This window comes from Campylobacter concisus (genome assembly GCF_015230035.1).
In the GTDB taxonomy this organism is placed as follows: domain Bacteria; phylum Campylobacterota; class Campylobacteria; order Campylobacterales; family Campylobacteraceae; genus Campylobacter_A; species Campylobacter_A concisus_BK.
On record NZ_JAAKZD010000003.1, the window covers coordinates 119,448 to 141,205 of the forward strand.

23 protein-coding genes are annotated in these 21,758 nt (G+C 40.1%); 7 read left to right on the plus strand and 16 right to left on the minus strand.

Annotated features, from left to right (window positions below; translation table 11 throughout):
* Positions 1-80: 80 nt before the first annotated feature.
* From hisD to G6W41_RS02860, 6 genes are read right to left on the minus strand one after another with little or no spacing between them, the layout of a single operon-like run.
* Positions 81-1,373 (minus strand): histidinol dehydrogenase, encoded by a 1,293-nt coding sequence (hisD, locus tag G6W41_RS02835; RefSeq protein WP_194170558.1) that lies wholly within the window; start codon positions 1,371-1,373, stop codon positions 81-83.
* Entirely contained in the window at positions 1,370-2,221 is an 852-nt protein-coding gene (locus G6W41_RS02840; RefSeq protein WP_194170559.1) for a pyridoxal-phosphate dependent enzyme, read from the minus strand. Before G6W41_RS02840 ends, hisD begins: the two co-directional genes overlap by 4 nt.
* Positions 2,214-3,305 (minus strand): OmpA family protein, encoded by a 1,092-nt coding sequence (locus G6W41_RS02845; protein ID WP_194168892.1) that lies wholly within the window; start codon positions 3,303-3,305, stop codon positions 2,214-2,216. The genes G6W41_RS02840 and G6W41_RS02845 overlap by 8 nt, the downstream gene beginning before the upstream one ends.
* Entirely contained in the window at positions 3,302-4,615 is a 1,314-nt protein-coding gene (locus G6W41_RS02850) for a MotA/TolQ/ExbB proton channel family protein (protein WP_194170560.1), read from the minus strand. The genes G6W41_RS02845 and G6W41_RS02850 overlap by 4 nt, the downstream gene beginning before the upstream one ends.
* Before the next feature lie 4 nt (positions 4,616-4,619).
* Positions 4,620-5,684 carry a class II fructose-bisphosphate aldolase gene (gene fbaA, locus G6W41_RS02855; protein ID WP_009294115.1) on the minus strand — a complete coding sequence of 355 codons (1,065 nt, stop codon included), beginning with the start codon at positions 5,682-5,684 and terminating at the stop codon, positions 4,620-4,622.
* Between the two features lie 15 nt (positions 5,685-5,699).
* On the minus strand, positions 5,700-6,518 hold the full coding sequence (locus tag G6W41_RS02860) for a peptidylprolyl isomerase (RefSeq protein WP_009294116.1): 819 nt from the start codon (positions 6,516-6,518) through the stop codon (positions 5,700-5,702).
* 93 nt (positions 6,519-6,611) lie between these two features.
* On the opposite strand from G6W41_RS02860, the gene nth reads away from it, so the two are divergent.
* Positions 6,612-7,244: an endonuclease III gene (gene nth / locus G6W41_RS02865; protein WP_196779795.1), complete on the plus strand. Its 633-nt coding sequence runs from the start codon at positions 6,612-6,614 to the stop codon at positions 7,242-7,244.
* A gap of 37 nt (positions 7,245-7,281) precedes the next feature.
* Here nth and G6W41_RS02870 read toward each other — a convergent pair whose 3' ends face one another.
* Genes G6W41_RS02870 through G6W41_RS02885 form a run of 4 tightly spaced genes read right to left on the minus strand, consistent with a single transcriptional unit; the run spans position 7,282 to position 10,238 of the window.
* Entirely contained in the window at positions 7,282-8,571 is a 1,290-nt protein-coding gene (locus G6W41_RS02870) for a M28 family peptidase (RefSeq protein ID WP_194170561.1), read from the minus strand.
* 17 nt (positions 8,572-8,588) lie between these two features.
* The gene (locus tag G6W41_RS02875; protein ID WP_194170562.1) at positions 8,589-8,846 is read right to left on the minus strand and encodes a heavy-metal-associated domain-containing protein; all 258 of its coding nucleotides are present in this window, start codon (positions 8,844-8,846) and stop codon (positions 8,589-8,591) included.
* On the minus strand, positions 8,839-9,162 hold the full coding sequence (locus G6W41_RS02880; RefSeq protein WP_021090140.1) for a hypothetical protein: 324 nt from the start codon (positions 9,160-9,162) through the stop codon (positions 8,839-8,841). The genes G6W41_RS02875 and G6W41_RS02880 overlap by 8 nt, the downstream gene beginning before the upstream one ends.
* Positions 9,159-10,238, minus strand: coding sequence for a transglutaminase-like domain-containing protein (locus tag G6W41_RS02885; RefSeq protein ID WP_103638221.1), 1,080 nt, complete (start codon positions 10,236-10,238; stop codon positions 9,159-9,161). The genes G6W41_RS02880 and G6W41_RS02885 overlap by 4 nt, the downstream gene beginning before the upstream one ends.
* Positions 10,239-10,330: 92 nt before the next feature.
* Between G6W41_RS02885 and G6W41_RS10100 the strand changes: the two genes are divergently transcribed.
* The 5 genes from G6W41_RS10100 to G6W41_RS02905 all read left to right on the plus strand — a co-directional run bounded on the left by G6W41_RS10100 (position 10,331) and on the right by G6W41_RS02905 (position 13,948).
* The gene (locus tag G6W41_RS10100) at positions 10,331-10,498 is read left to right on the plus strand and encodes a hypothetical protein (RefSeq protein WP_002942642.1); all 168 of its coding nucleotides are present in this window, start codon (positions 10,331-10,333) and stop codon (positions 10,496-10,498) included.
* A gap of 1 nt (position 10,499) precedes the next feature.
* Positions 10,500-11,369, plus strand: coding sequence for a tRNA 5-methoxyuridine(34)/uridine 5-oxyacetic acid(34) synthase CmoB (gene cmoB, locus G6W41_RS02890; RefSeq protein WP_194170600.1), 870 nt, complete (start codon positions 10,500-10,502; stop codon positions 11,367-11,369).
* A gap of 8 nt (positions 11,370-11,377) precedes the next feature.
* Positions 11,378-11,917: a thioesterase gene (locus G6W41_RS02895; protein WP_087580924.1), complete on the plus strand. Its 540-nt coding sequence runs from the start codon at positions 11,378-11,380 to the stop codon at positions 11,915-11,917.
* Between the two features lie 196 nt (positions 11,918-12,113).
* Positions 12,114-13,403 (plus strand): major outer membrane protein, encoded by a 1,290-nt coding sequence (locus G6W41_RS02900; protein ID WP_194170563.1) that lies wholly within the window; start codon positions 12,114-12,116, stop codon positions 13,401-13,403.
* 113 nt (positions 13,404-13,516) lie between these two features.
* Positions 13,517-13,948 carry a trehalose-6-phosphate synthase gene (locus tag G6W41_RS02905; protein ID WP_194170564.1) on the plus strand — a complete coding sequence of 144 codons (432 nt, stop codon included), beginning with the start codon at positions 13,517-13,519 and terminating at the stop codon, positions 13,946-13,948.
* 53 nt (positions 13,949-14,001) lie between these two features.
* On the opposite strand, the gene ppk2 is transcribed toward G6W41_RS02905, so the two are convergent.
* The gene (gene ppk2, locus G6W41_RS02910) at positions 14,002-14,811 is read right to left on the minus strand and encodes a polyphosphate kinase 2 (protein ID WP_103557913.1); all 810 of its coding nucleotides are present in this window, start codon (positions 14,809-14,811) and stop codon (positions 14,002-14,004) included.
* Positions 14,812-14,918: 107 nt separating this feature from the next.
* Between ppk2 and dsbD the strand changes: the two genes are divergently transcribed.
* Positions 14,919-16,646, plus strand: a complete 1,728-nt coding sequence (gene dsbD / locus G6W41_RS02915; RefSeq protein ID WP_194170565.1) for a protein-disulfide reductase DsbD — start codon at positions 14,919-14,921, stop codon at positions 16,644-16,646.
* 527 nt (positions 16,647-17,173) lie between these two features.
* Here the strand turns inward: dsbD and kdsB are convergent.
* From kdsB to G6W41_RS02940, 5 genes are read right to left on the minus strand one after another with little or no spacing between them, the layout of a single operon-like run.
* Positions 17,174-17,884, minus strand: coding sequence for a 3-deoxy-manno-octulosonate cytidylyltransferase (gene kdsB / locus G6W41_RS02920; RefSeq protein ID WP_194170566.1), 711 nt, complete (start codon positions 17,882-17,884; stop codon positions 17,174-17,176).
* A complete protein-coding gene (thrC, locus tag G6W41_RS02925) occupies positions 17,881-19,344 on the minus strand; it encodes a threonine synthase (RefSeq protein WP_194170567.1) in 1,464 nt (487 codons plus the stop codon). The genes kdsB and thrC overlap by 4 nt, the downstream gene beginning before the upstream one ends.
* Positions 19,341-19,655: a divalent cation tolerance protein CutA gene (gene cutA / locus G6W41_RS10435; protein ID WP_194170568.1), complete on the minus strand. Its 315-nt coding sequence runs from the start codon at positions 19,653-19,655 to the stop codon at positions 19,341-19,343. Before cutA ends, thrC begins: the two co-directional genes overlap by 4 nt.
* Before the next feature lie 50 nt (positions 19,656-19,705).
* Positions 19,706-20,626 carry a tetraacyldisaccharide 4'-kinase gene (locus G6W41_RS02935; protein WP_194170569.1) on the minus strand — a complete coding sequence of 307 codons (921 nt, stop codon included), beginning with the start codon at positions 20,624-20,626 and terminating at the stop codon, positions 19,706-19,708.
* Positions 20,619-21,749 (minus strand): DegT/DnrJ/EryC1/StrS family aminotransferase, encoded by a 1,131-nt coding sequence (locus tag G6W41_RS02940; RefSeq protein ID WP_009294131.1) that lies wholly within the window; start codon positions 21,747-21,749, stop codon positions 20,619-20,621. Before G6W41_RS02940 ends, G6W41_RS02935 begins: the two co-directional genes overlap by 8 nt.
* Positions 21,750-21,758: the final 9 nt, after the last annotated feature.

Genomic DNA, 21,758 nt, shown 5'->3' on the forward strand with positions numbered 1-21,758 from the left:
GCAAAAATATTTCTTAAAGCAAAAAATATTATAAAAAGAATTTAGAAAAAAAGCCATTTTTCCTAAATTCTTCGCCTTTTTTAGTCTTCTAGTCTCACAGCAATTGATCTTTTATGGGCCGTTAGTCCTTCGGCTTCGGCTAGCTGCATGCATGGTTTGCCAAGGTGCATGATGCCTTTTCTGCTAACTGAGATGATAGAGCTTCGCTTCATGAAATTTTCAACTCCAAGCGGTGAGTAAAATCTCGCACTTCCGCCAGTTGGCAAGGTATGGTTTGGTCCAGCTAAATAGTCGCCCATCGCTTCAGGCGTGAAGTGTCCAAAAAATATCGCTCCAGCGTGTTTTACCTCGTCCATATAGCTCAAAGCATCGTTTGTAGCGATCTCTAGATGCTCCACAGCAAGCTCGTTCATCAGTTTAAAGCACTCCTGCAAGTCTTTTGCGACGATGATAGCAGCTTTGTTTCTCATGCTAGCACTCGCGATTGGCTCTCGTTTTAGAGTTTTTAGCTCGTCCTCTATATGCCTTTGCACTGCCCTTGCAAAGGCCTCCACTGGCGTTATCAAAAAGGCACTTGCGATCTCGTCGTGCTCGGCTTGTGAGAGTAGATCGATCGCTATGTGGCGAGGGTCCGCACTATCATCAGCTATCACGCCTATCTCGCTTGGACCTGCGATCATATCGATATTTACGTCGCCATAAACTAGCTTTTTAGCTGTCGCTACGTAGATGTTGCCAGGTCCTGTGATGACATCGACCTTTGGCACGGTTGCTGTGCCGTACGCCATCGCTGCGATCGCGCTTGCGCCGCCTATTTTAAAGGCTGTTTTAATGCCACATAGATGCATCGCAGCAAGAAGTAGAGGATTTACCTTGCCATTTGGCGCTGGAGTGCAAACTACGATCTCTTTTACGCCTGCTACGATTGCTGGGATAGCGTTCATAAGAAGTGAGCTAGGATATGCCGCCTTGCCGCCTGGGATATAAAGGCCAGCGCGATCAACTGGGGTGTATTTTGCGCCAAGCAAGATGTCGTGCTCGTCCTTATATGTCCAGTCGCTTGGCTTTGTGCGCTCGTGATAGCTTTTTATCCTGTCGTGGGCTAAATTTAGAGCCACTCTTAGGGCGTTATCTAGCGAGTTATAGGCTGCTTCCATCTCTTTTACGTCGATTATTATGTCGTTTTTGCTTGTGACATTAAATTTATCAAATTTGCTTATTTGTGCAAAAAGCGCGCTATCGCCATCTTTTCTTATCTCATCTATGATGCCTGCAACCACTGGCATCACGGCACTCATATCGTTGTCGCTTCGCCTAACAAGCTGCGAAAATCTACTCTCAAAGTCAGCGTCGCTGCTGTGTAAAAATTTCATTTATGATCCTTTATTTTTAGTTTTCTCTCATATCTTTGTTTTTGTGTAATGTTACCCAAAATTCCGCCCTGGTGGATATATAAAATTTCGCTCCCAAGCTTGTCTAAATTTGCAAAAAGCGTCATAAAGCCCACTGGGTCGTAGATAAGCTCAAATTCCACGCCACTTTTACAAACCTCAAGCCAAATTTCATAAAGCTCTTTGTATAAATTTCCAAAATGATACTTCTTTGGGGGATTTAAAATTTGCACTTTGCTGTTTTTATCTAGCTCGTAAATTTGCTTTTTTAGATAGTCGCTATCCCCTACGCAAGGGGTTGTAAAGACATTAAGATCAGTGTGCTTTGCTAGATAACATGCGCTTGTACCTGTGCCTGAGGGTAAGAAGATATCAGGCCTTATGCCACTTTTTTTACTCCACTCATTTATCTCATTTGCTTGCGTGGTAAAGCCAAGCTCAGCCTCACTCTGCGCCATGCCCTCGTTTATAAAGAGCGCATTTTTGCTATTTGCTAGCTCTTTAGCAAATTTCTCGCGCTCCTCTTTCACAAAAATTTCCATGCCATTTTCAAGTGCAAATTTGAAATTTCCAACTGGATCTTGCTCTAAATTTGAGCTTAGATGAGAGACAACGTAGTAAAATTTAAGCCCTTTTAGCTTGGCAAAAAGACTTAGGCTATACATGGCATTTGACTGGCTTGAGCCGTGAGATACGATGGCTTTGATGCCGCCAAGATCAGCCTTTAGAAAATACTCTAGTTTTCTTGCTTTGTTACCGTTAAACTCGCCTAGCAGATCGTCCCTTAAAAGCCAAAATTCTCGCCCTCTTAAGCGAATTTTATCAATCACCCTTAAACTCCAAAAATTTCTCTATCTCGTTGATAGCCTCTTTGTTTGAGAGTGAAAATTTGATCTCGATGCGTCTTGAAGCGTCCTTGTCCTCGGCTCCATCTTTAAAAACTAGCTCGTTGTAGCTTCTGCCACTTGCGACAAGCAGCTTTCTAAGGCGTGCATCGTCACTAAATGAATTTATAAACTCCATCACCGCGTAGGCTCTTTTTTGCGAAAGCTCTAGGTTATAAATGTAGCTTCCGTCGCTATCTGTAAAGCCCTCTATGACGATCTGATCGATGTTTGAGGCGATCTCTTTATCATTTAAAAGCACGTCAAAATACTTACTAAGCGTGGCTTTTAGCTCCTCTTTGACCTCTTCTTTTAAGACCGCACTGCCCTTGTCAAAAAGTACTGATGAGCTAAGCTTTAGCGCGCCTGAGTTTGGGTCGATCTCGATGCTAGATCCTAGCCTGTCTTTTAAAGCCGAGATCACTTTTACTCTTATGCCAGTTAGGTTTTTGACCCTGTCACGAGTGACGTTTAGATCCCTTAAAAGCTCGTCATATCTAGCCTCTTTTTTGCTTACTTGCTCGAGCAAAAAGGCGATCTTGGCTAAATTTTTCTCGCTGCTTACATTTGCGTCGCTTAGCGCTCTATCTTTTGATGAAATTTCATCATTTAGCACGATCATTTTTTGGTTTAGATCAAAAATGCTAGCATTTAGCTCTTTTATGCTCGCATTTGCGTCCTTGTTTTCCTCTATGAGCTGGGCTAGCTTTTCTTTTAGGGCGTCTATTTGGATGACAAAAATTTCATTTGATTTTTTTAAATTTATGTTTTCGTCGCTTATCTTTGAAAGCTCGCTTTTTAGGGCATCATTTAGCTCTTCGAGGGTAAAATTCTTGCCCTGAGCGTCTTTTAAATTTGCTAGTGCTGCGATGATAGCTTGCTCTTTATTTTCAAGGGTGTTTTGAGTTAGGACGTATTTTACAACGACAGCGCCGATTAGCAGCATAAAAACAAAGAGCAGACCCGCCATCAAGTCTGCGTACGAAACCCAAAAGCTCGATTGATCTTCGTTATTTTTGTCTATTTTCATTGCACTAGATTTTCGATTTTTTCTATTACAGAATTTGCTTCTTTATCGATCTCGTCTATGTTCTTCTTAAGCTCAGCAATGAGGCTCTCGCGCTCTTTTTCACGCTCCAAGCTCCTGCCCTCTTGCTCATAAGCCGCCTTAAATATCGTAGCACTCTCCACGAGCGAGGTTCTAAACGCCTTTAATGCCTCGTTTTGCTCTTTCATCAAAGAGAGAGAAAATTCTTTTAAAATGGCATCAAAACTCTTGATAGTCTGCTCAAATTTAAGCTGGCTCTCTTTCGTGGCGTTTAAATTTCTACTAAAAATTTCGCCAAGTTTTGCATGCTCGGTTAAAATTTTAACCTCCATATCTTTAAAAGCATTAGAAAACGCGCCAACTGCCTTTAATATATCGGAGTGGATCTTTGCAAACTCATCTTGTTTTAGGCTAGCTTCATTTAGCATTTTTAAACTTGCGCTAAGCTCTGCCTTGCTTTGATTGATAATATTTTTTTCAACCTCGCAAATCTCTTTTAGGCTGTTAAATTTCTCATTTACTTGCTCGTTTAAATTTCTTACAAATTTATCGTCAAGTACCATTTTAAAGGCGTCGTGACTATCTTTAAAGTAGCCTATACTTGCTTTCATGAAATTTGCATTTAGCTCATTTTCCTGCCAGAAAAACTCACGGCTTAACTCTTTTTGCTCGCTGTAAAATCTCTCAAATTTACTAATGCCGATCTTTTCAAAAAACATCCACCAAAGCGCTAAAAATATGCCGTATATCGATACATAAAATGCCGTAGCCACGCCATTTAGCAGTATAGCGATCTCTTTTTCAAGTCCATTTGCTGTGCTTGAGCTAAAGCTTGGCATAGAGATAGCGATACTGATAAATGTGCCCAAAATTCCAAGCATAGGAAAGACTGCTTGGCCGATGTTTGCTAGGTTGTCATTTCTAAAATTTCTTGTATAGCTCTCAAAAAAATCTTCAAATTTAGCGTTTGCCTTTTTGACGCTTGAAATTTCAAAGAGATGAGCGATGATAAATTCTTTTAGCCTTATCTTGTAGTCTTTGGCATTTGCTAAGAAATTTGAGTAAGCGACCAAGGCGCTGTGGCGTGAAAATATAAAAGCAACAAAGAGTATAATGCCCATCATCACGATGGTGTGAAGCTTCATCTGAAAATTTATAACGCCAAGATAGGCTAGTATCGCCAAGATATAGATAGCTAAAGGGATAAAGATAACTTTAAAAAAGACAAAGAAAGAGTGAGCTTGGCGCTCTTTTGGCACGCTTAGCTCACTAAAATCATTTTGATTTTGCATAGGATTAGTTCCTATTTAGGCAGTTTAAGTCACTAAAAGCAGTCTGAAGACGCTTAACCATGCTCTCCTCGCCACTTCTTAGCCATTTCCTTGGATCGTAGTATTTTTTATTTGGCTTATCATCGCCCTCTGGGTTGCCGATCTGACCTTGCAAGTATGCTCTATTTTTGGCCTCATACTCACGCACGCCGTCCCAGAAAGCCCACTGCGTATCGGTGTCAATGTTCATCTTGATAACGCCATAACTTACAGCATTTTTGATATCTTTTAGCTCGCTGCCACTTCCGCCGTGAAATACAAAATTTACTGGCTTGTCGCTTTTTGTGTTAAATTTCTTAGCGACATAGGCTTGTGAGTTTTTAAGAATTTCTGGTCTTAGCACGACATTGCCTGGTTTATAAACGCCGTGAACGTTACCAAAACTAGCTGCGATGCTAAATTTATCGCTTATTTTGCTTAGTCTTTCATAAGCAAGCGCGACATCTTCTGGCTGAGTGTAAAGAAGTGCGTTATCAACGCTTGTGTTATCTACGCCATCTTCTTCGCCACCAGTGACGCCTAGCTCGATCTCTAGGCTGATGCCAAGCTCGCTAAGCTCTTTTAGATACTTCTCGCATGTGCTTAAATTTTCGTTGATATTCTCTTCGCTAAGATCAAGCATGTGAGAGCTAAAAAGTGGCACACCGTGAGTTTTTTTATACTCATGGCTTGCTTTTACTAGCTCATCTATCCAAGGCAAAAGCTTTCTAGCGGCATGGTCAGTGTGTAAAATGACTGGCACGCCATAAGCCTTGGCAAGTAGATGAACGTGCTTTGCTCCAGCGATCGCACCAAGAACGGCTGCATTTTCGCAGGCTTTACCAGCGTAAAAACCTGCACCGCCATTACTAAACTGAACGATAACAGGCGAGTTAGCAACCTTTGCCGCTTCTAAAACAGCATTTACCGAGTCGCTGCCTACGACATTTACAGCAGGTATTGCAAAACCTTGCTCTTTGGCATAAGCATAAAGTTTTGTTACATCATCTCCGCTTAAAACACCAGGTTTTACGATATCTAAAACGCCCATTTTATCCTCCAAATTTTATTTGTATTCTATCTTTGCTTTTTGGCGTAGAGCTTCACTTTTTTGTCTAACAGCAGCTTGGAATTTCTCCATTTTTACAGCTTGCTCGATCTCTGGTTTTGCTTGCTCAAAGCTTACAGTGCCAGCTGCTTTGCCATCTTCTTTTAAGATAACATGGTAGCCAAACTGAGTTTTAACTGGCTTAGTTGAAACTGTGCCATTAGCCATTGAAAATGCTGCGTCTGCAAAAGGTTTTACCATTTGGCTTTGACCAAACCAGCCAAGCTCGCCACCGTGTGCTGCTGAGCCTTTGTCGATTGATTTTTGGCTTGCTAGCTCTGCAAATTTCTTAGTTAGAGCCTCACCTTTTAAATTTTTAAGTTGAGCGATGATGTCGTTTGCTGTTTTTTCATCTTCAACTAAGATATGTCTTGCTCTTGCTTGAGCTGGTTGGTTCATGCTAGCTTTGTTTTTGTTATAAAAATCTCTTAAATCGCTATCGCTTACTTTTATACCGTCAAATAGTTTTCTCATATAAAGCTCAACTGCGATGCCCTCTTGTGCAGCTTTTACAGCCTTGATGTAATCAACATCTTTTTCAATGCCTGTCGCTTTTGCATCTTTTAAAAGAAGTTTTCTGTTGATTAGATCGTCGATTATACGTTTTTTCTCATTTGGTTGAAGCTTGCTAGCGTCAAATCCTGGCATAGCTGCTGATAAAAGTGCTGAGATATCGCTATCGTTTATAGCATCGCCATCAACTGTTGCAACTACTGCTGCGTTTAGAGTGACAGCTGCAGCTAAACTTAAAACTGCTGGAAACAAAAATTTTTTCATATAAATCCTTTAAAAAATTGATTTTCAGGCACGATTATATCAAATAATGCGGTAACTTTTCGTTTAACTTGTAATTTTAGGTAAAATAACCAAATGAGAACAAAAAAAGATATTTTAGAGATAAAAAGAAGACTTTTGGACGAATTTAAAGATGCTAAAAGCGAGCTAAAATTTAGAAATTTATATGAACTTCTTGTTTGTGTCATGCTCTCAGCTCAGTGCACCGACAAAAGGGTAAATTTGATCACTCCTGCCCTATTTGAGGCATATAAAGATGTTTTTGAGCTAGCAAGTGCAAATTTGGCCAGTCTAAAACTCATGATAAACTCATGCAGCTTTTTTAACAACAAAGCCGTAAATTTAATCAAGATGGCAAACAGCGTGGTTGAGCTTTATGACGGAGAAATTCCACTTGATGAAGAGAAGCTAAAAGCGCTTGCTGGAGTTGGACAAAAGACCGCTCACGTCGTGCTTTTAGAGGCTATAAACGCAAATGTAATGGCCGTTGATACGCATGTTTTTAGAGTATCACATAGACTTGGCTTAAGCAGCGCAAAGACGCCAGAAGCGACTGAAGAGGATCTAAGTCTTGCCTTTAAAACCGACCTTGGTAAGCTTCATCAAGGCATGGTTCTTTTTGGGCGCTACACCTGCAAGGCTAAAAAACCGCTTTGTTTTGAGTGTATATTAAGTGATCTTTGTAAAAGCAAAGATAAGGTGATATAGAAAAATTTGCTAGAAATTTCTAGCAAATTTTAGTTTTTTAAGAGTTGTACTTTTTAACGATACCGCGAACGACTTTTTCGATAAAAAGTGCAGAGGCAACTTCGCAGTGCTCTCTAGTAGAGTGAGGTGAGTAGATGTTTGGTCCTATTGAACATGCACTAAGACCTACTTTTTTCTCCAAAAGCACTCCACACTCAAGGCCTGCATGCACGGCTGTTATCCTAGCTTCTGGCTTATAAATTTTTAGCTCTTCTAAAATATCGTTTGCAAATTTATCATTAACTGGCTTCCAAGCAGGGTTTCTATCTTTTGAAATAACATGAAAGCCAACTGCTTTTGCAAGCTCAGAAATTTCAAACTCCATTCTATTTAGCCCGTCTTTACTCATTGACCTTGCAAAAAACTCCACTTCAAGCGTGCCGTCGTCTTTGATCTTTGCCAAAGAGAGATTGACACTATCTTGCGGTATGCCTAGCTCGCAGTTGTAGGCTCTTACACCTTGTGAAAATGAGTTGATTAAAGCTAAAATTTTCTCACCATTTTCTAAAATTTCATCTCCCACGCCAAGCTTTTTCACGCTTAAATTCTCACACTCGCTCTTTAGCTCTTTATAGCTTAAAACCAGTGCAGTTGCACCACTTGGGATAGAGTTGCTTCGCTCGCCACCTTCAAATTTAACAAGCCTGCAGCCATTTTTAGTGACAAATGCCGCCAAAACCTTGATCGCATTTGGGATATTTTTATGTATCTCATTGCCAGAGTGTCCGCCAGGTAGGCCGCTTACTTTTACTTCATAAAGCGTGCTCTCTTTTGTTTTTTTGCTTTCTAGCGCGATAGTAGCAAATAAATTTATACCACCAGCGCAGCCGATAGTGACGCGGTCGTCCTCTTCGCTGTCTAAATTTAAAAGCTTATCGGCTAAAAGATTGCCACTAAAACCAGCAGCACCGACCATGCCAACTTCTTCGTTGTTTGTAAAAAGGCACTCAATGTCATCAAATTCGCTTATCATCTGCATCATGATAGCCACGCCTATGCCGTTATCAGCGCCCAAAGATGAGTTTTTAGCTCTCATATAGCCATCATCGCCATAAACTATCTCGATCTTTGGCGCATCGCCCATGCAGACCATATCGTAGTGGCTTTGCAAGCAAATTTTTGGCTTGCCTTTGAATGCATGAACGTTGCCAAAGCTATCGACCACAACTTCACAGCCCTTATCTCTTGCAAAATCAGCTAAAAAATCACGCATCTTATCAGTCTCGTAACTGCAGTGCGGTATCGACGCAAGTGTCTCAAATTTCGTTAAAACTTCGCTCTTTGACATATTTGCCTCCTTTAAATTTATTTTATCTCACCCTTATAGCCAGTCGCATCGACCGCCTTTAAAAGCTCTTTTTCATCGACCTTATCATCTGCTACAACGACAGCTTTTCGCTCCTTTAGCGACACGTCTGCCTTTTTTACGCCCTCAACGCTAAGTGCGGCCTTTCTTACTATCGCCGTGCAAAGCGGACAGTGCATACTAGGCACTGAAATTTCTATCGTTTTCTCAGCGTAGCAACTAAGTGCAACAAGGGCTAAAACTAAAATTTTACGCATAAATTTCTCCTAAAAGCTCCGGATATGTAAGGAGTAAAAGCAAAATCACTCCAAAAAGTATATATATAAGTATCCATTTTTTCTTTTTATAGCTTAGGTTGCAGCTTTTTGGCTTGTAAAACAGAGCGATACCTGAGATCACAAAGCAAATGACTGCCACGACGCTTAAAGGGACGCGGTACTCGTATAAATTTTGTGTCCAAGATAGAAATGAAAAAGAAGTGCCAAAAAGCAGAAAAAGAAGTGCCGGCAAGCAGCACAAGGTAGCGCCGATAGCACTACCTATGGATGTTAGTATCAGCCAAAAGGCTCTCATTTTAGCTCTGTTGAGACGTAGTCGTAGCTAAATTCTTTTGGCGAATAGTAGTTTTGTGTGTTGCCATCAACCTCAGCATATGGATAGCCAAAGTTATTTAGCGGAGTTTGTTCTGGAGTTGGCTTTAAGATAAAGTCGCGTCCGTAGTTAAAGCCTATCCAGCACATCTCCCAGTTACCAAAGCAATAATCCCTAACAGCTACGATCTTAGCGTCATCGTTTGTTAATTTCTCGCCCAGTCTTACCTTTGTGACATCCGCTGGATCAACCGGTATCCAACCATAGCCTTTTAAGTAAAACTCAGCCCTGCAGTGCTGTCCGCCTGAAATTTTAGCCACGCCATCTTTTGCGCTACCCATCTGATCTGAAAATCTAGACTGACCAACCCTGATACCAAAAATTTCTCTTGCAGGGATGCCAACTGATCTGCAAAGTCCCACGAAAACTGAGTTTATGTCGGTGCATTTGCCAACTAGTTTGCCACTTTCAAGTATGGCTTTAACATCGCCTGTGCCACATCCAAGGATGCTGTTATCGCGCTGCATAGTGTTTGCAACCCACGTATAGATCGCTTTTGCGCGCTCCAAATCGCCTTTAGTATTGCCGATAATCTCTAGCGCTTTTGCTCTTACGACACCGTCAGTTGGGATGTGTGAAGTTGGTTTTAAAAACTCCAAAATCGCAGGATCGACCTTCTCGTTTGGATCGAAATTTACCTTGCTAAAGTCGGTATTGCGCTCTGTTGTTTGAATTTTAAACTGGATATTTAAAATAGGTCTTTGCTCATTTTCTTCAAATTCGCCATACATTGTTGGTATTAGCGTGTCTGAGATATAGACGTTTTTAGCGGTTGTGTTTATGACGTAGTCTTGGGTTAGTTGCTGATAAGTGGTGCTTAGTGGAAGGGGCAACCAAATTCTTGAGCTTTTGCCCTTTTCAAGAAGCTGGTGTTTGAAATTTACGTCGAAATTTCTAACCACTGGGTTTGCTGGCTCGTCGCTAGCTAGAGTGACACTTGGAAGCAGACTTGCTGCACCTAAAAAACTACTGAATTTAAAAAAATCTCTTCTTTGCATAAAATGCCTTTTTGCTTAATCTTAGCCAAACTTGGCTCTAAAACTGCCTGCTATTCTAGCATAAAATTTTTATTTATGATAAAATCCGCCACATGAAAAAGATTATATTTTTAGGCTTTATAGCGCTATTTTGCAACGGTTGTCTTTATATGAATGAGCGTGGAGTTTCGACTCAATATTATAATGATTGTAAAGAGTATTATGACGCGACTGGCACCTACCAAAAAGAGTGTCCGCATAACATCGTCGACTGGAAATAGCGTGGATCTTAGCAAATTTAACGAGCAGCAAAAGCAAATTTTAAATAAAATAGAAAATTTATCAAATTTTGACTGCGAATTTAGCCTCTCTGATAGCGTAAATGTCAAATTTAAAAATTTAGACCAAGCTAAAAAAGATGAAATTTACAACCTCGCCATTAGTCTAAAGCCTTGGCGAAAAGGGCCATTTTTGCTTGATGATATATATATAGATAGCGAGTGGCAAAGTTTTATTAAATTTAACATCCTAGCGCCCCACCTAAATTTAGCTAACAAAAGTGTGGCTGACGTGGGTTGTAACAATGGATATTATATGTTTAAGATGCTTGGGTACGGCCCAAAAAGCATAACTGGCTTTGACCCTAGCGTGCATACATTTTTACAGTTTAAGTTTTTAAATAAATTTATCCGCTCAAATATCACCTACGAGCTTCTTGGAGTAGAGAGCTTGCCAGAATACGCAGCGAAATTTGACACCATTTTTTGCCTTGGTGTCATCTATCACAGAAGTGATCCTATAAAGATGCTAAAAGAGCTAAAAACCGCGCTAAATCCTGGTGGCGAGCTATTTTTAGATACGATGTATATAGATATGGATGGCGACTTTGCACTAAGTCCAAAAGATAGGTACTCAAAAATTCCAAATATCTACTTTGTGCCAACGCTTAGCGCGCTTTGTAACTGGTGCGAGAGGGCTAAATTTAAGGACTTTACCCTGCTTGATACAAAGGCGACTGATCTAAACGAACAGCGAAAAACGCAGTGGATAGACGGAGAGAGTCTTGGAAATTTCCTAGACCCAGACGACAACACAAAGACCATCGAGGGCTATCCAGCACCAAAAAGAGCCTATGTAAGAGTTAAAATTTAAGGATAAATATGGCAGATGAAAATATTTTTGAAGCAAAAGACGAGTCGCAAATAATCCTCCCAGAGGACGAAAACCCGCTAAGAAACGAGATAAAAACAGCTCCTTTAACAAAGCTAAATTTTAGCGGAACGGCATTTTTACTTGAGAAAAATCACGCAAAAACTAGATTTTTTACCACGGCTGACATGGTAAGTGACGCTGAGGGGCTCATACATAGCGGTTTTGTCTTCATGGGGGCAAACTACGCAGCACTTTTAGCTATAAATGAAGAGTTTTGCGTTAGCATCGGTGCTAGGATAAATTTCTTTGGACCGCTTAAACTTGGCGATGTGGTCGAATTTGATGCACAAGCAAGGTTTGAAGAGAGCAGAAAAAGAGAGGTAAAAGTGATAGGTTATGTAAAAGAGATCAAGATCTTTGAGGGCGTCTTTCAGCTAGTCACACTTGAAGAGCATATTTTTGTCACTCAGCAAAAAAATATCCAAAAAGAAGCCGCCATAAGACAAAAGAAAGAGCGCGAAGAGGCGCAGGCCAAAAACAACGGCTAAATTTAACTGATGAGATATAAATTCTCATCTTTTAACTTCAAATAAACTCAAAATTTTAAAGACAAATCTTATCTCATTATCTTATTTTGGTAAACAATCGGTAATAATTTTTGAAATTTTTAACGAAATTTAAGCTATAAAATTAATTTTCTATGATAATATCCTTTCAAAACATTTTTATCAAAAGGAGATTTAGATGAAACTTACAAAAGTTAGCTTAGCTGCTTTGGTTGCTTTAGGTGCATTTTCAAGCGTTGCAAGTGCAACTCCACTTGAAGAAGCTATAAAAAACGTAGATCTTTCAGGATATGCAAGATATCGCTATACAAACGATCACTTTAAAGATAGCGCTGCCTCTGATACTAAAAAATCAAGCATAGCTGGTCATGTTTTCAGAATGCAAACAGCATTTAAAGCTGCTATAGACGATAACTTCTTTGGTGTTTTAAATTTAAGATATGAAGCAAAAGATGGCTCAGGTGATAATCAAGGTCTAGGAAAATTTGCTGATAGATACAATTATGTTAGTGGCAATGGCACAGACAAAACAGATACAACTGGTTCGTTTGGCGTTTATGAGATGTATCTAGGCTACAAAGTAGGCAACACTACTATTACAGCTGGTAAACAACTACTAGGCACTTTCTATGATGCAAAAGACCTAGTAGGCACAGGTCTTAAAGTAGTAAATACTGATGTTACAGGCCTTACTCTAGCAGCAGCTGCATTTGATGCTATAGAGTCAGAGAGTGCAGATACAAGTGGTCCATTAGTAAGCACTTTAGTAGATAAAAATACATTTAGCGATTCATCTGCAAATATCTATTATTTAGCAGCTCTTGGAAACTATGATCCACTTTCTTTTAAAATAGCTATTGCAAATGTTTCTGAAGTTGCTGCGCTCTATGGTGCAGATGCTGGCCTAGACTTTAATGTAAATGATGATGTAAGCATCAATGGTAAAGCTCAATATGTTCATAATGAATCAGATAATAAAAATGTGGCTGATGCAAATTTCTGGGCAGTTCAAGCTGGTCTAAAAGCATATGGTGCTAAATTTAACGCTGGTTACCTAGACTTTGATGCTAAAAACAAAGATAGTGATGCAAAAAATAAAGGCAAGGCATCATTTGTAACACTTGATGGAAATGGCGATCTAATCAATCCGGCAAAAATCCTAAATGGTGGAATGGCTGGAAGCCAACAATTTTACAACAACATCAAAGGCAACAACGACTACTGGTTTGTTAATGGTGGATACAGCATAGATAAATTTGGCTTTGGCGCTGGATATACTAAAGGTAAAGGTCACAGCTGGGCTCTTGGTAAAGATAGAGCAAAAAGAGACGAGTGGTATCTTGACGCTAGCTACAAATACAGCAAAAAACTTACATTCCTTTCTTGGTATGCAGTTGCTAAAGACAAAAAAGATGGCGAAAGCTTCAAGCAAGATCGTATCAGATTTGAAGCAAAATATAGCTTCTAAAAACCTTTATCCGAGCGAGCCTTCGCTCGGATCTTCTAAACTTCTCAATACTTAATCAAAATCAGCAAATATAACTAATAAAATTTATATAATGCCAAATAAAAAGGCAAAAAATGTATCTTTTCTCTCTCATTACGCATTTAGTTTGTGCCATTATCTTTATAGGATATGTATTTTTTGATGTTTGCATATATCCATTTGCCAAAAAAACGATAAATCCACAAACTCTTGAAGCTGTCAAAAAAGCCTATACAAAAGGTAGTGCAAAGGTTTTTGGCACAGCGTTTTTGCTGCTTTTGATAAGTGGAGCTTTTATGGCAAAGGACTATCTTGGAGGCGAGCATGGTTGGTGGCAAAGCGACTTTCAAAAGCTCTTGCTAGCAAAGATCGCAGTTTTGCTTCTTATGTGTCTTATCACTTTTATCTCAGTTCTTAATGTCACTTTCTTAAAAAAGCCAGATCCATTTGGTAAATTTTCACACCTCATAGCTCTTGTGCTTTGTCTGATAATGGTCATTCTGGCTAAACTTATGTGGTGGCTTTAGCAAAACTTGGCTGTAAATTTAAAGCACAAATTTACAACCAAGCCCAAATAAATTTAGTCAATACTCTTTAGCTTATCTTTATTTAGCCCCTCTTCTATGCGCTTGATCTCCTCACTCCCGTCTCTTACGACGCTTTTGTCGTATTTTAGATACTCATCTATCTTTTTTGGATACTCGACGTGAGTTAGGATAAATTTAAAGACATTTAGCCTCGCCTCTTTTTTATTGTCACTTGAGACGATCACCCACGGCGAGATGCTATTGTGAGAGGCTAGCAGCATCGAGTATTTGGCGATGGAGTACTGATCCCAAAGTTCTTGCGCTTTTTGATCTACTGGAGAGATCTTAAATTGCTTTAACGGGTCGTTTAGACGCTCTTTAAAGCGCTTTTTTTGCTCCTCTTTCGTGATCGAGAGGTAAATTTTAAAAAAAATGATGCCTGAGTTTATGATCATCTCTTCAAATTTTGGCACCTCACGTAAAAATTCTTTATGCTCAGCCTGCGTGCAAAAGCCCATCACAGGCTCAACCCCAGCCCTGTTGTACCAGCTCCTATCAAAGATCACGATCTCGCCAGCGCTTGGCAGGTGCGTCACATATCTTTGAAAGTACCACTGCGTCTTCTCGACGTCGCTTGGTTTTGTAAGCGCCACGATACGGCAACCACGTGGATTTAAATGCTCTGTTAGGCGCTTTATCGTGCCGCCCTTGCCGGCTGCGTCTCGCCCCTCCATTAGCATAAGCACTCTAAGTCCCTTGTCTTTGACATGATTTTGGAATTTTAAAAGTTCTATTTGAAGCAGCCTAAGCTCATCTTCGTAGCCAAGTTTATCGCTTTTTTGGTGTTTTTTATCTTTTGACATCATCGCTCCTTTTAAAAATTTCACGCTTTTTCACGATTTTACTATAAAATAGAATAAATTTAAGAATTTAGACTAAAATCATCTCTTTTGATTTAGCAAGGATTAGCATGTTTTTTAAATTTATTTTTTCTCTTATTTTGTTTGCAAGCTCACTTTTTGCCGAGGTTTTAGACGTCAGTAAGGCATTTGTTTTAAGCTCAAGTATTGATGAGCAAGGTGTTGAGATCAAGTTTAAATTTGGCGAAAATATCTACCTTTATAAAGATAGCTTTGAGGTTAAGCTTGGTGAAGAGAAGATAAATTCTTTGCTAAATATGCCAAAGAGTGAAAACACTGGCGAATACGAAATTTACCCAAAAGATTTTTCGCTGTTTATCCCACTAAATTTAGTAAAAGAGCATCTTAAAAACGGCAATGCTAGGCTAAATTTAAGCTATCAAGGCTGCGCTAAAAATGGCATTTGCTACCGCCCGCAAACTAAAATTTATGACATCTTTGAGAAATTTGGCAAATTTAGCATCATAGCCTTTGAAAAAGAGCAAAAAGATGAAACTAATCCTGAATTTACCGAGCTTTCAGAAGATCAAAGCATCGCAAACGAGCTAAGTAGCAAAAACTTTTTTATCTCGCTTGCGACATTTTTTGGCTACGGCCTCCTACTCTCGCTCACACCTTGCGTATTTCCGATGATACCGATCTTATCAAGCATCATCGTCTCAAAGGGCGGCAGTCTAAATGCTAAAAAAGGCTTCTTGCTCTCGCTGGTCTATGTCGTTGCGATGAGCCTTGCCTACGCGCTTGCTGGCGTTGGGGCAAGCCTACTTGGCTTTGGCATCGCAGGGGCTTTGCAAAACATCTACGTGCTTGGCGCATTTGCGGCCATTTTTGTCATCTTAAGCTTTAGCATGTTTGGCTTTTACGACATCAAGCTGCCCTCTAAATTTGAAAACTTGATCAGCAAAAAGTCACAAAACAGCTCGGGTTTCATCGGCGTTTTCATCATGGGCTTTGCCTCAGCACTCATCGTCTCGCCATGCGTGGCAGCACCGCTAGCAGGCGCACTTCTATACATCGCACAAAGCGGCGACGCCCTTTATGGCGGCATCATGCTCTTTGTCATGGGGCTTGGCATGGGCGCACCGCTTCTTGTGATAGGGCTAAGCTCTGGCAAGCTCCTGCCAAGACCTGGCGGCTGGATGGACGAGATTAAGAAACTCTTTGGCTTTTTGATGCTCATCATGGCAGTTTGGATACTAGCACGCGTGCTTGGAGCGTTTTTTGAGCTACTTGGTTATGGCATCATAGGCGTCTTTGCAGCCATTTATCTTGGGGCGTTTGAGGCAGCAAATAGCGGCTGGGCTAAATTTAAAAAAGCACTTTGCATACTGGTCTTTATCTACTCGCTCATGCTAATAATTGGCGCATTTTTGGGCTCAAAAGACGCATTTTCGCCGCTTTCTGGACTAAATTTAGCCAAAAACGAGAGCGAGCTAAATTTCAAACAAGCTAAAAATTTAAACGAGCTAAACGAGATGATAAAAAGCTCAAGCAAGCCAGTGCTGGTGGATTTTTACGCCGAGTGGTGCGCAAGCTGCAAAGAGATAGAGCATATCACTTTTAAGGACGCTGGCGTGAAAAATACTTTGGCAAATTTTACGCTTATTCGTATCGACGTAACAAGTGGCGGGTCGCAAAATGATGAGATGTTAAGAAATTTTGGGCTCATCGATCCGCCTGCACTTCTACTTTTTAAAAACGGCGAAGAGCAAAAATCACTTAGAACGATCGGCTTTATAAATGCTAAAAATTTCATAGCAAAGCTTGAGAAAATTTAGATATTAATAGCAAATTTGGCTGGAATTTTAAATTTATCAGCCAAATTTCTCTAGGCTTTGCAGACCTTGCAACTAACTAGAAATCTAGCAAAAAATAAATTTGGGCTATCAAATTTATATCGTGCAGTGATGCGAGTAAAAATCGCAAAGTTAAAATTGCAGTCATCTTAAATTTATTAAATTTTAGAATATGTCAACAAATAAAAAAATAAACCAAATTTAGCTTAGCACCAAGGCAGCACCGCAACTAAAATTTAATCATTTTTTTGCCAAACCACGCGAGGACAAGGCCGCGAAGTCAAAAAACTTCAGTCAAGTTTGCATTTTAGAACATCTCAGCAAATGGGTAAAGTTATTCAAATAAATTTAAAATATGAAGTTCGCGGTAAATTTAACCAATAACAGGGCTAGAGTGAGCAAGAGCACAAAATCAAAAACAAAAAATCAGCCAAACCATTACCCAAATTTATAAAAATTCAGTTTTTATTATACCGCAGCAAAGACGCCAAAGCAGAGCAAATTTAGGCTCATTTGCCAAATTTAGCTAGCGCTCTTTGGTAGTCCTCTTCGCTATCGATGCCGATACTTTGACTTTCAACCTCTAGCATCGCTATCTTTTTGCCATTTTCTAGGGCACGCAGCTGCTCGAGTTTCTCGGTATTTTCAAGGCTTGAAGGCAAGAGTCCGCAAAACTCATTTAGGCTTTTTACGCTGTATCCGTAGATGCCAAGGTGTGCCTTGTAGCTTTTGCACTCGCTTCTGTTAAATGGTATCCTTGATCTTGAAAAATAAAGCGCATAGCCCTCAAAATCAGTCACCACTTTGACTAAATTTTTATCATCCGCAAACTCTTCGTCCATCTTTTTATAGCAAGAAAACATAAAGGCATTTTGCCTATTTTGCTCGCAAAAAGCCCTAAATTTAGCGATATTTTCAGGCTCGATAAATGGTTCATCAGCCTGAACATTTATGATGATCTCGCTCTCGCTTAGCCCCAAAATTTGCGCCGTTTCGTTTATCCTATCAGTGCCACTTTGATGATCTTTGCTAGTTAGCACAGCTTTTATACCGTGAGCCTTGGCGATATCAAGCACGCTTGGCTCATCCACCGCAACCACCACGTCATCCACGTCGCTTACTCTAAGAGCCGTCGCCACAAACATCGGCACGCCATTTATCTCTTTTAAAATTTTATTACTAAACCTTGTTGAGGCAAGGCGGGCTGGGATGATTATCATCGCTCGATCCATTCTAGGACGCACTTTTCGATCTCGTCCTCTTTTATGATATTTTTATGCAAAATTTTCGCGCTAAATAGCGAGTTTATCGAGCTTGGCACGCTGTCATTTAAGATTTTAGCAGTCTTTGCCAAAGCATCTTTTTCATCTTTTGTATCTTTGATCTGGCACGCTTTAATCATGCTTGGCGTAAATTTCACCCAGTGCGCGGTCGATGTGATGACATTTATGCGGCCAGCATCCACCATCTTAAAACAAGTAGCCGTATGCGGGTCGATCGCGTAGCCGCCCTTTGCGAGCTTTGCGATATATGCCTCGCACTCTTTGTCGTCGCACCAGCTAGCCTCAAAGTCCTCTTTTAGCGCTTCAAGCTCTTGTTTGCTAAGCTTATAAAATTTATTTTTGGCTAAGCTTTGCATAAGCTCATTTGTTCGCTCGCTACCAAATTTATCAAACAGCAAGCGCTCAACGTTTGAGCTTATCAAAATGTCCATAGCTGGGCTTATCGTCTTAACCAGCTTTTTGTCTCTTAGGTCGTAAATGCCAGTGGTGAAAAACTGCGTCAAGATATTGTTTGCGTTTGAGGCGATCTTGATCTTGCCAATCTTTGCGCCCATTTTTTTAGCATAGTATGCCCCAAGCGCGTTGCCAAAATTTCCGCTTGGAACGATGATGTCAAAGCTCTCGTTTGCCTTAAGTGCCTTTTGTTTTAGCAAATTTGCGTAAGCGTAGGCGTGGTAGATGATCTGAAAGAGAATTCTGCCAAAATTTACCGAGTTTGCCGCGCTTAGTTTAAGGCGCTTTTTTTTAAGCTCAGATTTAAATTTATCATTTGCAAGCAGCGTTTTTAGCGCTCTTTGAGCATCGTCAAAGTCGCCTTTTATGCCAAAAACCTTTAAATTTTCACCCTGCATGGTCTGCATTTGTAGCTTTTGCACCTCGCTCGTGCCGCCATCTGGATAGAGGCAGACGACCTTTATATTTTCATCGTTTGCAAAAGTTTGAAGTGTCGCAGGGCCCGTGTCGCCACTAGTTGCGCACATGATAAGATATCTTTCGCCCCTCTCTTTTGCTAGCTGGCTAAGCAACGAGCCAAAAGGCTGAAGCGCCATATCCTTAAACGCCCTTGTAGGGCCGTGATAGAGCTCATTTACGTATAAATTTTTATCTATTTTTTTAAAAATGACTGGGTGCTTTGGATCATCAAAGCTTGCATATCTTTTGAGAGCCTTTTTGAAAAACGCCTCAGATACATCAAATTTAAATAGCGAGATGATGTGAAGTGCGAGCTTTTCGTAGCTTAGGCTTGAGAGCTCTTGCCACTTTGCCTTTGTGATCTTTGGTAGCTTTTTTGGCGCGTAAAGTCCGCCGTGAGCGGAGCTTGGGCTAAGCATAGCTGTGCTTAAATTTACATTTTTTACCTTTTCATCTTTCACGCTTCTAGTTGGTGTTAGTCTCATTTTTTGCCTTTTTTGGTTAATTTTTTTATCCAATTTTTATATTTTTTAAATATCTCTTTTGGCTTAAGTGCCAAAATTTCTGGAGTTTCGTAGCTGTGGTGCTTTCTTATAAATTTAGCTACTTTTTTAAATTTCACGTCCGTTTTTATGAGTAAAATTTGCTCTTTTTCATCACAAAGCTTCTCTTGCCAAAGATAAATGCTCTTTGCACTAAAGCTACTCACGCAAGCTGCAAGTCCCTTTTTCACGAGCTTTTTGCTTAGCTTTTTTGCCTCTTTTTTCTTTGCGACTGAGGTGATTAAAATTCTCATTTTGATCTAAATTTTCCTTTTAAAAAGTGGCTCATTATAACAAAATGGGCTTAAATTTGCTGCGCCAAAACCTTTTTAAACTCCTCGCTTAGCGTAACTTCAAGCGTTATAAGCGATACTCTCAGCCCAAAATCCTTTACCTTTACATAGTCTTTTTGCGTCATCAAAAGCGAGGTGGCGCCGTAGCTTTGCAAAATTTCACTTAGCTCTTCTTTTGAAAAGTCGTAGTGATCAGGGAAAAAGACCTGCCCCACACACTCGCTAAAAAATGCCTCAAGGCGGGCTGGATTTGCTATGGCGGTGACTAGCACCATTTTTTCGCTTTTATTTAAAATTTCACTCTTTCTAAAGTGAGTTTGCCCCTCGCACGCTATAAAATTGCCAAATTTATAAAAGCTAAATGGATATCTATAAGCCCCGCTTGGCAGGCAAAGCCTTAGCTTTGGCTCTGGGTTTGGACGCACTAATATGTCAAATTTAGCTATATCAAATTTAGAAAATCCGTCGTCTAGCAAGATATACTTTGCGCCATGCTCTTTGGCGTAGTCTATGGCTACTTTTCTATCTTCGCTTACGATCACATTTGCGTTTTTAATGCTTGTAGCGTATATCATCGCCTCATCGCCACTTGCCGCCACGTCAAGTAAAATTTCGCCATCTCTTGCGACAACTTGCATGCCTTTACTCTTTCTTTTATAGCCTCTAAGAATGATAAAAGCGCCTTCGAAATTCTTAGCGATAGCGACGCAAAGTGGGGTCTTGCCGCTTCCTCCAAGGGTTAAATTTCCAACGCTTATTATCTTTATACCAAAGTCCTTTTTTTGAGCGCTAAATTTCTTGCAAATAACGACTAGAGCGTAGATAAGACTTAGTGGCAAAAGTAAAAATGCTAGTAAAATTTGAAAGAAATTTGGGCGAAAGAAGTAGTCATTCGCCCAAGAGTGTAAAAGGATGTTAAATTTCTTAAACACGAGATTTAGAAATTTCTTTTACTGTGTTGCAGATGTATTGCACCTCTTCGTCGCTCAAACTATGATAGATAGGTAGCGACAAGACTTGTTGATACGCTTTTAGAGCATTTGGGAAGTCATTTACTTTAAGCGAATATTTATTTTTATAATAGCTTAGCAAATGTATCGGTATGTAGTGCAGCGAGGTGTGAATCCCACGCTCCAAAAGCTCTCTAGCAAAGCTATCGCGGTTTTTGTTTATCTTGATGATGTACTGAGTGTAGATGTGCTCGCGTTTTTTGACTGGAGTTGTGATGTTGTGACACTCTTTAAGCTCTTTATCGTAAATTTCAGCGATCTTTTTTCTACGTTTTATAAGCTCGTCTGTCTTTTCAAGCTGAGCGATAGAAAATGCCGCATTTATCGAGTTTATGTCGTATTTTAAACCGATATCAACGACGTCGTAGATGTAGCTTAAACTACCAAATTTATCTATACCATTTACAAGGGCGTAGTTACGAAGTAGCTTTGCTTTTTTATAGACCTCTTCGTCATTTGTAGTAAAAAATCCAACTGTTGAGATAGGATTTTGCACGCGTGAGTTTGTCTGAAAGCATGATAAAAACGAGTCTGAACCAACCTTTTTGCCATTGTATGTTAGTCCTATGCCTCGGTTTGCATCATCTAAAACGACGATGCCATATTTTTCGCAGATAGCCTTTATCTCATCAAGCCTAGCGCTTTGTCCAGCGATGTGCGAGATAAAAGCACATTTTAGTTTTTTGTGATTTTGCTCTTTTAGCACCTTTTCAAGGGCTTCTGGACTGATGTTAAAGTCCTCTTCATCGATATCAACAAAGATAGGCTCGGCATCAAAATGTCTAACAGCCTGAGCCACGCTAGGGAAGGCATTTACTGAGCAGATGACCTTGTCACCGCGCTTTGTATCCATCGCACTTAGAGCCAGATGATGCGCTGCTGCGATGTTGTTTGTAGTGACAACAAATTTAGCACCAAAGTATTCTTTTAGCTTTTCTTCAAATTTAGCAACCGTATCGGTGGTATTTTCAGAATGCAAAGCCTCTTCGATAAGCTCACTCTCACGCTCAGTGATAGTCGGTTTGTAAAACGGAATTTCTCTCATCTTTAATCC